Here is a 12,493-nt window from a genome sequence, read left to right as displayed (position 1 = left end):
AGTCAGGCCGAAGCACTCATCATGCTCGCCGACGAGTGGCCGGTATGCACCAGGGGATCGTGGCTCCGGCGTCCGGCGCGGCGGCCACCGATCCGGACTCCCTCCGCGTGCTCCACGTGGACGACGACGCCTCCCACCGGAAGCTGACGCGGTCGTTCTTGGAGCGGGAGGGCGAGGGGATCGTCGTTGAGACGGCTCCCGACGCCGGGGCGGGAAGCGAGCGCCTCGAGGAGGGCGGGATCGACTGTATCGTCAGCGACTACGAGATGCCTGGCACCGACGGCCTGGAGTTCCTCGAGTGCGTCCGCGAGGACCATCCCGAAATTCCCTTCGTCCTCTTTACGGGGCGGGGAAGCGAGGAGATCGCGAGCGAGGCGATCTCGGCGGGGGTCACCGACTACCTCCAGAAGGGCGGCCCCGAACAGTACCGCGTGCTCGCGAACCGCGTCACGAACGCCGTCGAACGCCATCGCGCCCACGTCGCGCTGGCCGAGAGCCGCCGCCAGTTCGCGACCTTTCTGGACAACTTCTCGGGGATGGTCTACCGCTGCTCGCCGGAGCCGCCCTGGAACATGTCGTTCGTCGGCGGCCGGGTCGAGGAACTCACGGGCTACCCGCCCGAGGCCCTCGAGCGCGGCGAGGTCGCCTTCGGGGACGACCTCATCGCCGAGGCGGACGCAGGGGACTTAGCCGAGCGGGTCCGGTCGGCGGTCGACACCGGCGAGTCCTTCGAGGCAACCTACCGGATCCGGACCGCCGACGGCGAGCGCCGCCACGTCTGGGAGAAAGGAACCCCGATCGTCGCCGAGGGCGAGGTCGTCGCCATCGAGGGCTGTCTGATCGACGTCACCGAGAGACAGGAACGCGAGGCGAAGATCCGAGGGCTCCAGACGTGGATGGACGACCTCATCCGGGCCGAAAGCCGGCGGGGGGTCGCCGAGGTCGCCGTCCGGGCCGCCGAGGAGACGCTTGATCTCCCCCTGAGCGGGGTGCATCTCCGCGAGGGCGAGGTCCTCGAGCCGGTCGCCGTCACCGAGGGCGTCCGGGAGCGACTCGGAACCGACTCGGCCTACCGGCGGACGGACCCGGATCGGACGACCGATCGGGTCGTTTGGGACGTCTTCGAGCGCGGGGAGTCCCTCGTCATCGACGACGTCGAGTCCGGGGAAGTAATGGACGCCGCCGAGACTCCCGCGGCCAGCGGGATCATCCACCCGCTGGGCGACCACGGCGTCTTCATCACCTCTTCGCCCGACCCAGAGGCGTTCGACGACACCGACGAGGCGCTGGTCGAGATCCTGGCGACCACGGTCCGGGCGGCCCTCGATCGGACCGACCGGGGGGACTTCCACCGGGGGAGCACCCCGGCGATCGGGACGGACGGCGATCGCCTCGAGGCGTTCGCGGGCGCGCTCGGCCACGACCTGCGAAACCCCCTCGGCGTCGCGGCGGGCCATCTCGAGCTCGCCGGCGAACAGGGGGGCGAGCACGTCGCCGACGCCGCGCGGGCCGTCGAGCGGAGCCGGGAGATCGTCGCGGACGCCCTCGCGCTCGCCCGCGGGGGACGGGTCGTCGAGGACTTCGAGCGGGTCCGGATCGCGGACCTCGCGGCCCGGTGCTGGGACTCCGTCGAGACGGCGGGGATCACCCTCCGGGTCGAAAGCGAGGCGGTCGTGCTGGCCGACCGGAGCCGGCTCTCGCGGGTCGTAGAGAACCTCTTTCGCAACGCCGTGGAGCACGGCTCCACGGGCAATCGTTCGCAGGCTCCCGATGACGCCGCCGAACACGGCGCCAGCGAGGTCCGCGTCGGCGACCTCGCTGGCGGCTTCTACGTCGAAGACGACGGGCCCGGGGTCGCGCCCGCCGACCGCGAGCGCGTCTTCGAGGTCGGCTACTCGACCGCCGCGGAGGGAACCGGGTTCGGGCTGGGGATCGTCCGCGAGATCGTAGAGGCCCACGGCTGGTCGGTCCGGATCGGGGAGAGCGAGGCGGGCGGCGCTCGCTTTTCGATCACCGACGTCCCGCTGCGGTGACCGCCTACACTTTTGGGGCCGCCCGGCATCCATCCGGTATGTTCGACGGGATCGGAGCCATTGACCGGGTGTACGGGATCGAGAGTCCGAACGAGGTCCGCTACGGAATGGGTGCGGCGAGCGAACTCGCCGGCTTCGCCGAGGGGTTCGAGTCGGCGCTCGTCGTCACCGACGGCGACGTCGTGGAGGCCGGCGCCGCCGACACCGTCTTCGAGGCGCTCTCGGAGCTGGAACTCTCGACGTTCGAGGACGTTCATCCCGAGCCGAAGCTTCGGCTGGCCGAGGACGCCGCCGAGGCCGTCCGGGAGGCCGAGGCCGATCTCGTGGTCGGTGTCGGCGGCGGAAGCTGCATGGACACGGCCAAACTGGCGGCCGTCCTCGCCGACCACGACGTTCCGGTTCGCGAGATGCTGGGAATGGGGAACGTCCCCGGCGAGGGCCGACCGACCGCGCTCGTGCCGACGACCGCGGGGACCGGAAGCGAGGTGACACACATCGGGGTGTTCGCCGACAGCGAGGACGGGGACAACAAGAAGGTCGTCTACTCCGAACACCTCTTCGCCGACCTCGCGGTCGTCGATCCCGACCTCACCCGGTCGCTTCCGCCGGGAGTCGCCGCCGCGACGGGGATGGACGCCCTGAGTCACGCGATAGAGGCCTACGTCTCGACGCTCCGAACGCCCTTCACGGACGGGCTGGCCCGCGAGGCGATCGGGCTGATCGGCGATAGCCTGCGGGAGGCGGTCCACCAGGGCGCCCACAACGACCGCGCGCGCTACCGGATGAGCCTCGCGGCGACCATCGCTGGCCAGGCGTTCGTCAACTCCGGGCTCGGGGCCGTCCACGCGCTGACCTATCCCCTGGGGATCGAGTACGGGATCGGCCACGGACGAGCGAACGCCGTGCTCCTCCCCCACGTCATGCGGTACAACGCGCCTGCCGAACCCGCCCGACTTGCGGAGGTCGCCGACCTGCTCGGCGTCGAACGCCGGGCAGGGGAGTCCGACCTCGAGCTCGCCCGGCGGGGGGCCGACGCGGTCGCCGCGCTGAACGACGACATCGGGATCCCGAACCGAATCTCCGAACTGGGCGACATCGACACCGACGAGTTCGAGGGCTTCGCCGAGGTCGCCTTCGAGCATTCGAAACACAACATCGACCGCAACCCTCGGAGAATGGACCGCGGGGACGTGATCGAACTGTTCGAGGCGGCGTACTGACTCTCAGGCGACCTGGTTCTCGAGGTCGTCGTACTCCCCGGTCTCCTCGACGTGCTCGAGATTTCTGACGAGGATCTCCGCGACGCGCTCCCAGTAATGGGGCGTGTGCCCGGAGTTGTGCGGCGTGATGTAGACGTTCGAGAGCCCCCAGAGCTCGTGGTCCTCGGGGAGCGGTTCGGGATCGGTGACATCGAGGGCCTCCGCGTGGAGCTTGTTGTTTCGCAGGGCCGAGACGAGCGCCTCGGTCTCGACGATCGGGCCGCGGCCGACGTTGACTAACACGGCGTCCGGGGGCAGGGTCGCGAGTTCCTCGGCGCCGATCAGTCCCCGGGTCTCGTCGGTGAGCGGACAGGCGATTGCGAGGTAATCGACCCCGACCAGTGCCTCCTCGATCTCGTCGAACCCGTACACCTCGTCGGTCGGTCCGCCCTTCTCGGGGGAGTAGCGGACGCCGACGGTCTCGACACCGAAGCCCGCCAGGCGCTCGACGATCGCCTGTCCGATCGCGCCGAGGCCGACGACACAGACCCGCGAGCCCTGGAACTCCCCGAACGCCTGAAAGTGGCTCCACTCCCGTCGATCCTGACGGGCGAGTCCCTCGTCGAGCCGGCGGGTGATCATCAGCATCCACCCCAGCACGTGCTCGGCGATGTTCGGCCCGTGGACGCCCGAGGCGTTCGTCACCGCGATCCCCCGCTCTCCAAGCGCGTCCAAGTCGAGGTGGCCGACCCCGGCCGACGAGCAGGCGAACAGCTCGAGTTCGCCGGCAGCGTCTATGACCTCCTCGCGCATTTTCCCGCCGACGGCGACCTCGGCATCCCGGATCAGTTCGACCTCCTCGGCCGGCGACTCGGCGAGTTCGACCTCGCGATCGAGGCGCTCGCGGAGGGCGTCGGCACACTCGCTGGAGGGGATTCCGTGTGCGCTACCGTTGAGGACGACGATCTCTGCCATACTGGCGGCTCGTCGGACCGACGCTTAAAACTCCCGGGCTACGAGTACCGGATCTCGCTCCCGATCCCGCGTACGAGACCGACGATTCCGAGGAGAGCGAGGCCGATTCCGGCGAGCCGGGGGATCGAACCCCCCAGCGCCACGAGCCAGAGGCCGGCGACCAGCGCGGGCCCGCCGGCGACGATCGACTGGACGAACCGTTCCATATATCGAGTGTGGGTTTATCCGGTCTATATCCGTCGTTATCGAAGCCGGATCCGGCGACTGCTACCGAGTTCCTCGCGCGTACTCGCGGGAACGTAGGTGCCGACGCGCTCGCGGGACCACCACCGGCCGGTCTCGGTGCGTTCCTCGCGGGTGGTAAAGCGGTAGCGATACCTGAGCACCCGGATCCGTTCGGGCGACTCCTCGAACGGCGTCGCCGCGAGCAGCGATTCGGTCTCCCGGTCGCCCTCCAGTAGCTTCGCCAGCAGGGCGAGCAGCCACCGCTGGCGGGGGCCCGGACGGGACCGCATGGCGGCGAACCAGAGCTGCCAGTCCAGCCGGAGGTGGTAGGGCGCCCACTGGGGCGGGCGTTCGGCGGGATCGACGGGCTGGCCTTTCAGATCGTAGGCCTCCCAGTCGTCTTCCCCCGGGTTCGGCTCGCGAGTCCCTTCGATCACGAGCTGGTAGCGTTCCCTGGTGACCGAGCCGAAGGCGCCGTAGCTTTTGACGAGGTGGATCGGGTCGAAGGAGGTGTTCATCACCTGGCCCGGCGAGAGCATGTTCCGGGTCGGTGGGACCGAGAGCACGAGGATGACCGCGGCGACGAGGAGGGCGAGGGCCTCGAGGTAGAGCGGCGTCGGTGCCGCCGCTGGCGCGGAGACTCCCGGCAGAACCGAGAGGGTGCCGTCGCCGAACGTCGCCGTCGCCTGGACGATGGTCAAGGCGTTCAGCCATGCGAAGTTGCCGGTCGTCATCAGCCAGAGCTGGAAGCCGATCGTCGCGACGCCGCCGACGGTCGCGTACGGCTGGGGCGCGAAGTACAGAAAGGGGATCGCGAGTTCGACGACGTGGTTGCCCAGCACCTCGACCCGGTGAAACCGATCGGGGAGCCGGTGGGCGAACCACGAGAGGGGGTTGGGGATCGGTTGGGTCTCGTAGTGGTAGTCCATACACCTCAACTCCCGCCAGCAGTCGTCGCCACGGATCTTGATCAGGCCCGCGCCGAACATGTTCCGAAAGAGCACCCAGGAGATCAGGAGGAGGACGACGGTCGGCGGTGCGGTTTCGCCTGCACCGAGAAAGATCGCGAGGAAGCCGGTTTCCAGGAGCATCGACTCCCAGCCGTAGCCGTAGAAGACCCGCCCGGCGTTGACAAAGGAGAGGTAGAGCGCCCACATCGCACCCCACAGGGCCATCGAGGCGACGACGGGGTAGGGTTCGGGGAGCCAGTAGGGCACTCCGACCAGCGCGAGACTCGAGAGGACGACTCCGGTCCAGGCGGCCGCGCCGATGAATCGGTCATCGGGAAGGAGCTGAAAGAGGCTCGGCCGCTCCCCGAACTCGACGCCTTCCGCGTATTCGTCGATCGGGAGGAGACCGTCCTCGCCCGCCAGGGGACGAAACTGCTTGAGCGCAACGATGAACGCAAACAGGTAGATCACCGCCAGCCCCCGCTCGAAGAGAAGGCGGACGAGCCAGTACCCCTCCGAGCCGAGCGGCACCATACCGGTCTATGGCGACTGGACCGACAAATGCGTGATGCGAGCAGTGTCCGGACTCGAAACACCAGATACGCAACATAAACCACGTTTCAGCCCGCTCTGAATTGTGTATAGCGTTATATGATACATGCGGCCGAGCCACTACACCTCATAGGCCATATTAAAACACGTTCTTAATCGAAGGTTTGGCCAGACATCACGATCACAGCAGCGAGTAGACGTTCCGTTCGTAGACTCGCCGGACCTGATCGCCCCAGTTGTGGGTGTAGGTGTCGATGACGTCGCTTGCGACGTCCCCGCGGAGGTACTTCACGACGCCGCGGTCGCCCGTCCGGTCCCGCAAGTGAGTCGTGAAGAAGTGCCGGAAGTAGTGGGGTGTGACGTTCTCGGCCGCGCCGCCTCCGGTCTGGTACCAGCCGTACTCGCGGGCGTGGCTCTCGACCATGTAGCGGATGTCCGAGGGCTCGAGACGCTGGCCCCACGAGCCGCCGGTGTCGAGAAAGAGCGGCCCCGCGGGCGAGGCGGCGTCGGGACGGATCGCGAGCCATTCTTCGAGCACTCGGCGGAGCTCGTCGTCTACCGGTATCACGGTCGCCCGTTTACGCTTGTTCGAGGCCGTCCGCTCCTCGCCGTTTACCGTTTTCCCCCGAACCGGCTCGGAATCGACGTACAGCGAGTTCGGGCGTCCATCGAGTTGCACCCGGGGCTCGAGCGTCATCTCGCAGCTCTCGACCGGCATCGAGAGATCTCGGAGGTCGAGGTTGCAAAGTTCACCCACCCGAACGCCGGTTTTCAGTAACGTGAGGACGACTGCTCGCTCGAGCGGGTGAGGGATGCCCGCGACGAACTCCCGCATGTCCGGGACAGAGATCTCGCGTCTGGCGGGGTTCGTGTCGATCGATTCGTCCATCTCCCGGACCACGAGGGCCATCGGGTTCGACTCGAAGGCGCCGACCTGGGTCATGTAGTCGTAGAACCGGTGGACGTAGGAGGCGTAGGTCGCGATCGTACCCGGTTCGAGGTCGCCGCGCAACGAGTGGACCCAGGCCATACACTCCCGACGACCGGCCTCGGCGGGCGATTCTACGGGTCCCCCGGGCGTCTCCTCACTCTCGACGAACGCCTCGAACGCCCGGAGTACGCGCTCGTGTTCGGCAATCGTCCGCTCGCTCCGGCCGTGATAGCGCTGGTCCTCGAGGAAGTACGCGATCGGATCCTCGATGGCTTCGCGTTCGGTCTCCACCTCACTCGCCATCGCTCTCGCCCCCAATGACCGTGTACCCCCCGTGGCGCCCGCTGTAGCGAACGCGGCCTCGGCTCTGGAGGTCCTCGAGGGTCTCATCGAGGCGCTCCTCGATCTCGCCGCTTGCGGCCTCGAGGAGTTCCTCCCACGAGCGGGGCCCCTCGGAGAGCAACTCGAGGACCCGGGTTTCCAGGCCGTTACCCCGGGGGTCTGGACTCCCAGAACGGGGTTCCTCGTGGTCGGGCTCGAACCCCTTTCGTCCGGCCTGGACCATCGTCCGGACGAACTCGCTCTGGCTCATGTCGAGTTCCTCGGCGTGCTCCACCCATTGCTGTTTTTGGTAGGCGGGAACCCGAGTCTTTACGGCCACCCTGGATTCCTCGGCCGAGTCGCTCATGGATTACCTCTCACAGTCGATGACCTTCAATGTGTCCCACTAGTCTAGATTAAGGCCCTAATCTGAATTGATGGTCCATCAAGGCACCGAAATATGGGGCCGTGTATCGAGATGTCCTTCACCTATGGCCCACATTTTGGGATTAGTGGTAGCCCTTCTTTATTGAATATTGATACGTTCGGGCGGGTCTCTCGCGGGACAGAACATGTCGGTCCGGGACGAACTCTCGCCTACTGTGGCTGGTCCTCCCTGCCGGGGGTGAGCGAGACACGAGGGATTTCCGATTTCGAGGATGTGCTTTCCGTATGGGTTCCGAACCGTCCGTCGAATTATTCGTCGGGAGCGCTCGCCCGAGGTCGAAGCGTCTCTCGAATCCGATCCGAAACCGTGGCGATACCCAGCCCCGCCAGAAACGAGAGGAGTGAGGGAACGAGGACCCACCAGAGGTCGGGATGTTCGCTGCCGGTGTGAAGTAGCTCTAGCATCGACTCACCCTTCGCGGGCCGTGGCCCTCAATATATCGGCTTCAACAACACCTGCCTTCGCTCTCCTTGCCCACGGTAGTCGTTCTCGGTACGGGCCGCTGTTCGTCGTTCTCGCGAAGTTCACGGTCGTGACGGCCGAACCCGTCCAGCCGATCGGGACGACTCGCAGATCCCGTTGTCGGGCCCTTCATCCTCGTCATCGAACCGCACCGATGGGGCTTCGGATCGCCTCTGGACTCCCTCGAGCGCCTCGTAACAATTCTCCGGTTCTCTTCGCCGCGTGAATCGAAACGTGCGCAGTGGGTTCACGGCGGGTTTTCGGGCCCGTGATTGCGGGAGAAATAGCTGATAGGGTCGGTGTAGTCCGTCACCGGCGGTCGCCGGGCCCGTTCTGCCGATCGGCTGTATATCGCAACAACCGGCCCTATGATACGACCGGTCCTGGGAGACGAACCGAAGAGGATGCAGCGATAGCTGATCGGACGTCTACACGATAGCGGGTATCAATTGGGTGCGTTTCCGGGTTCGCGTTCTCCTCCCCATATCTCCGGAGACGATATACGGAATCGTTCGCCGGTCCGTGAAACCGACCGAGACGGACTCGTCAGCCGACGGTCTATGGTGGCGTCTCGACACGGTCTGGAATCGAGTCCCGTCTCTGATCGGGAGACACCTTCGGCCGGTGGTCCTCGAACGGCGGTCGAGCGAGCCCTCGCGAGGCGGCTGATGGCCACTATTGCTCACTCGATATACACATTATGTCACTGGTGCGATCCAGTGACCGGGAGGCGACTCATAAATCACATATTGATATACTCAACTCGATCTCCCCTGGAGGCCTGAGCGGGTATGGACGACCCAATCGGGGGAAACCGGAGGATAACAATGATCGCTGGCGGCGGACCTCGTGCATGAACATACCCGAGGGCTCCGAGGTCGTCTACGTCGGCTGCACCGCGCCTGCCCGTGACGTCCTCGAGACGCTGCTCGATCGCGGCGTCCCGATCGTCGAGATCGTGACGATCGATCCGGAAACCGCACGCCGGAACGACGTCTCTGGCTACGCGTCGTTCGCCGAGGTCGGCGATCGTTACGATATCCCGGTCTACTACCCCGAGACGTACTCGATGACCGACGCAGACTGCGAACACGTCCGAGGGGTCGATCCCGACCTCCTGATCGTCAACGGCTGGCAGCGCCTGATTCCTGAAGAAGCGCTCGAGGCGGCGACCCACGGCGCGATCGGCAACCACGGAAGCGCGTTCGGGTTGCCGAAGGGGCGGGGTCGGTCGCCGCTGAACTGGTCGCTGATCGAGGATCGGGATCGGTTCCTGCTGTCGGTGATCGGACTCGACCCGGAGGCCGACGCGGGCGGGGTCCTCGCGACCCGGAAGTTCGATATCACCGACTACGACACGATCGAGACGCTCTACTACAAGGTCACGATCTGCATGAAGGAGATGCTCGCGGAGGTCCTCGGCCCGCTCCTCCGGGGAGAGTCGGTCGGGGAGTCCCAGACCGGCGAGGCGACGTACTACCCCAAGCGCAATCCCGCGGACGGCGAGATCCACTGGGGTGAGGGAACCAGGGAGGTCTACAATCTCGTCCGGGCCGTCGCCGACCCCTACCCGGGTGCGTTCACCTTCGCCGACGGCGATCGGGTGATGATCTGGGACGCTCGGCCGTTCTCGACGGATCTCGCCTCCGAGGCCCGGGCAGGAACGATCGTCGAGGTCTTCTGGACCGGCGACTTCGTCGTCGCGACGGCCGACGGCACGCTACTCGTGACCGACTACGAACCCGTCGAGGGCGAGTGGGAGCCGGCGGTCGACGAGCGCCTCGAGTCCCGGGGCGATCACGACCGGGTTGACGGCCCCGAGCACCGACACAACCTCACCAGTAGCACCGACGACACGGAAGCCGCCGAGTCGGGGATCGATGCCTGAACTCGCCGGCGGCCAGCGCCTCTCCTATACCCTAAGGGAGTACGAGGAACTGCTCGAGTCGCTGCTCGCCGAGGGCTACTCGTTTACCGACTTCTCGCCGCTTGCCGACGGCGAGATCACCCTCCGCCACGACGTCGATCTCTCGCCCGAAACCGCCCTCGAGATGGCCCGAATCGAGTCCCGACTGGATATCGAATCGACGTACTGTGTCCTGTTGACGACGCCGGTCTACAACCTCCTCGCGGTCGCGGAACACGAGGCCCTTCGGGAGATCGAGGCGCTCGGCCACGACGTCGCGCTCCACTTCAACACCCACCACTACTGGGACGAACGGCCGCCATCCGCGGAGTTCGAGCGGCGGGTCCGCGCCGAACGGGAGGTCCTCGACCGCCTGATCGAGGAGAGCGGGGTCGTCTCCTTTCACCGGCCGCCCGAGTGGGTGTTAGGCGAGCCCTTCGCGGGGTTCGAGAACGCCTACGATCCCCGTTACTTCACCGAGGTCGGCTACTGCTCGGACTCGAGCCAGAAGTGGCGCCGGGAGCCGCCGTTTCCCGACGGCCGTCCCGATCGCTTCCAGTTGCTCGTCCATCCCGGACTCTGGGGCGCTACGGAACGAACGTTCGGGGAGATCGTTGGGGGCGTCGAGGCCGAGCGGGCCGAACGCGTCGGCCGGTATCTCGCGGCGCTCGATCCCTGACCCGTTCAGACGACGAGTTCGGTCTCGGCCGGCGCGGGCGCGATCAGGTTCCTGACGGCCTCGACCGCGGGCGAACTTCGGCGCTCGGCGGCGTTTTCGAGCAGGACGGTCTCGCTGGGAAAGAGCTCCTCGCCGAGGACGAGCCCGTGGTCGCGGGCGGTCGAGCCGGTCACCGTCAGGTAGACGCCGGCGCCGTGGGCCGCGATGGCGGCCTCCTCCTCGCGACCGTGTTCCGGATACCGAAACGAGATCCCATCCAGGACCCGCTTGCCGAGAACCGCCCGGACCAGTCGCTCGTAGCGGGGGACGATACAGAGCGGTCCCTCGTAGCTCGCGAGGAACGCCCGATCGATCGGTGCCGCTTCGGGAGCAGTTTCGGGGGTCACCATCAGCGTGTGGTAGACGGTGTCGCCGAGGCCGCCGGCGACCCTGACGTCGGTCTCCGTGGGGTCGATCCGGGCGTTCAGATCCGCGATCCGCTCGACGGGTCCGGCGCCGAGTTCGACGACCTCCTCCAAGACGAGGTCGGCACTGTCGAACCCCAGCGCGAACTCGTGGGTCCGAAGCGCCCGGAACGGTTCCTCGCGGCCAATCAGTCGGATCCGCCGCTCCCCTTCGAGGGGGATCTCGGCGCTGTCGAAGACGATCCGCCGGGGGAACCCCTCTCGGTCGTCCCGGAGCAGAGTGTAGTCGGGACCCTCAGATGAAGAACTGTAGTCGGCGAGACGACGGTAGACGTCCGTTTCGGGTTCCAGATCACCCTTCGTGATCGCCTTCTCGTGGCGCAGCGTCGAGATCACGCCGTCGGCTAACTCCTCGGCTCCGGCCAGCCCGGCCAGCCGGTCCAAGACTGCCTCGAGGGGCCGGCCCTTCCTCGGTACCGCGATCGGGATCGTCTCACCCATCGTCTCCGTGTGGGCTCGCGGAGGCTAAACGCGTTGCGTTTACAGGTCGACTCGGTCGCCGATCTCGCTTATCTCGAGCCGTCGGGGGTAGTCGAAGCTTCGCGCGTGGTGGTGGAGCACCTTCGGGTCGGCGGTCAGGCCTTTCCACATGTCCCAGTGACTCGGCAGGAGCCGGTCGATTCGGAGGTCGTTCGCGGCCTCGATGACCTCGTTTTCGTCGCTGTACCACCGCGTCCGGCTCGCCTCGTCGCCCTCGCCGACCATGCCGACGGTTCCGAAGGCGAGGATGCCGAGGTCGATGTCGTACTCCCGGCCGATGTCGGCGAACTCCTCGGAGGGTTTCGAGTCGCCGGCGTGGAAGACGGTTCCCGCATCGTGTTCGATCACGTAGCTAACGGGGTGGGTCGCGTCGGGATCGTTCGAGTGCTCGACGTGGATCGTGAACTCGCCGACTTCGAACTCCTCGCCCTCCTCGACTTCCTCGAGCTGGCTCTCCTCTATCGCCCACTCGTCGGTCCATCCTTCGTCTTCGACGACTCCGAGGCTGTCGTCGGGCGCGTACATCGTCGCCCCGGTCCCGGCGAGGATCGGCGCCTGGGAGGGGCCGTCGATGTGGTCGGTGTGTTCGTGGGTGCCCAGGATCGCGTCGGCCTCGGCGATCTCCTCGGGATCGAACGGCACGGGAATCATCCGGATCGTCCGCGGGGGGTTCCCGCTTTCCAGGTAGGGATCGATGAAGAGGGTCGTCCCCCCGCTTCCCTTCAGTACGAACCCGTTACAGCCCAGATACCAGATCGCGACCCCGTCGGGATCGGCGTCCTCGATCGCACGCGGGAGCCAGTCGCCCCAGTCGCTTTCGACCATGCACCACCCTCCGGGTGACTGGTGGGTAAGTGTTGCCGTTCGA

12 protein-coding genes are annotated in these 12,493 nt (G+C 66.7%); 4 read left to right on the top strand and 8 right to left on the bottom strand.

Translation table 11 applies throughout. The features are described from left to right. Nucleotides 1-44: 44 nt before the first annotated feature. Nucleotides 45-2,033: a response regulator gene (locus tag LCF40_RS07795; RefSeq protein ID WP_224828026.1), complete on the top strand. Its 1,989-nt coding sequence runs from the start codon at nt 45-47 to the stop codon at nt 2,031-2,033. 38 nt (nt 2,034-2,071) lie between these two features. Beyond that, complete coding sequence (locus tag LCF40_RS07790; RefSeq protein ID WP_224828025.1) at nt 2,072-3,253, top strand: iron-containing alcohol dehydrogenase; 1,182 nt, start codon at nt 2,072-2,074, stop codon at nt 3,251-3,253. Nucleotides 3,254-3,256: 3 nt separating this feature from the next. Here LCF40_RS07790 and LCF40_RS07785 read toward each other — a convergent pair whose 3' ends face one another. The 6 genes from LCF40_RS07785 to LCF40_RS07760 all read right to left on the bottom strand — a co-directional run bounded on the left by LCF40_RS07785 (nt 3,257) and on the right by LCF40_RS07760 (nt 8,038). Further along, complete coding sequence (locus LCF40_RS07785; RefSeq protein WP_224828024.1) at nt 3,257-4,207, bottom strand: D-2-hydroxyacid dehydrogenase; 951 nt, start codon at nt 4,205-4,207, stop codon at nt 3,257-3,259. A gap of 38 nt (nt 4,208-4,245) precedes the next feature. Beyond that, a complete protein-coding gene (locus LCF40_RS07780; RefSeq protein WP_224828023.1) occupies nt 4,246-4,413 on the bottom strand; it encodes a hypothetical protein in 168 nt (55 codons plus the stop codon). A 36-nt stretch (nt 4,414-4,449) separates the two neighbouring features. Continuing rightward, the gene (locus LCF40_RS07775) at nt 4,450-5,916 is read right to left on the bottom strand and encodes a lipase maturation factor family protein (protein ID WP_224828022.1); all 1,467 of its coding nucleotides are present in this window, start codon (nt 5,914-5,916) and stop codon (nt 4,450-4,452) included. A gap of 199 nt (nt 5,917-6,115) precedes the next feature. Continuing rightward, nucleotides 6,116-7,168: a tyrosine-type recombinase/integrase gene (locus tag LCF40_RS07770; RefSeq protein WP_224828021.1), complete on the bottom strand. Its 1,053-nt coding sequence runs from the start codon at nt 7,166-7,168 to the stop codon at nt 6,116-6,118. Beyond that, the gene (locus tag LCF40_RS07765; RefSeq protein WP_114576366.1) at nt 7,158-7,553 is read right to left on the bottom strand and encodes a DUF5805 domain-containing protein; all 396 of its coding nucleotides are present in this window, start codon (nt 7,551-7,553) and stop codon (nt 7,158-7,160) included. The genes LCF40_RS07770 and LCF40_RS07765 overlap by 11 nt, the downstream gene beginning before the upstream one ends. Nucleotides 7,554-7,882: 329 nt before the next feature. Then, complete coding sequence (locus LCF40_RS07760; protein WP_198667850.1) at nt 7,883-8,038, bottom strand: hypothetical protein; 156 nt, start codon at nt 8,036-8,038, stop codon at nt 7,883-7,885. Nucleotides 8,039-8,949: 911 nt separating this feature from the next. On the opposite strand from LCF40_RS07760, the gene LCF40_RS07755 reads away from it, so the two are divergent. Together LCF40_RS07755 and LCF40_RS07750 are read left to right on the top strand one after the other, a co-directional pair. After that, complete coding sequence (locus tag LCF40_RS07755; RefSeq protein ID WP_224828020.1) at nt 8,950-9,984, top strand: methionyl-tRNA formyltransferase; 1,035 nt, start codon at nt 8,950-8,952, stop codon at nt 9,982-9,984. Next, a complete protein-coding gene (locus LCF40_RS07750; protein WP_224828019.1) occupies nt 9,977-10,681 on the top strand; it encodes a polysaccharide deacetylase family protein in 705 nt (234 codons plus the stop codon). The genes LCF40_RS07755 and LCF40_RS07750 overlap by 8 nt, the downstream gene beginning before the upstream one ends. Before the next feature lie 5 nt (nt 10,682-10,686). On the opposite strand, the gene LCF40_RS07745 is transcribed toward LCF40_RS07750, so the two are convergent. Both LCF40_RS07745 and LCF40_RS07740 read right to left on the bottom strand, forming a co-directional pair. After that, nucleotides 10,687-11,586: a phosphoribosyltransferase HisG-related protein gene (locus LCF40_RS07745; protein ID WP_224828018.1), complete on the bottom strand. Its 900-nt coding sequence runs from the start codon at nt 11,584-11,586 to the stop codon at nt 10,687-10,689. Nucleotides 11,587-11,625: 39 nt separating this feature from the next. Further along, a complete protein-coding gene (locus LCF40_RS07740) occupies nt 11,626-12,450 on the bottom strand; it encodes an MBL fold metallo-hydrolase (RefSeq protein WP_114576370.1) in 825 nt (274 codons plus the stop codon). Between the last annotated feature and the right edge of the window lie 43 nt (nt 12,451-12,493).

This window comes from Saliphagus infecundisoli, assembly GCF_020177375.1.
GTDB lineage: Archaea > Halobacteriota > Halobacteria > Halobacteriales > Natrialbaceae > Saliphagus > Saliphagus infecundisoli.
Note: the sequence above shows the minus strand (reverse complement) of the source record. Positions and strands in the feature narration are given on the sequence as shown.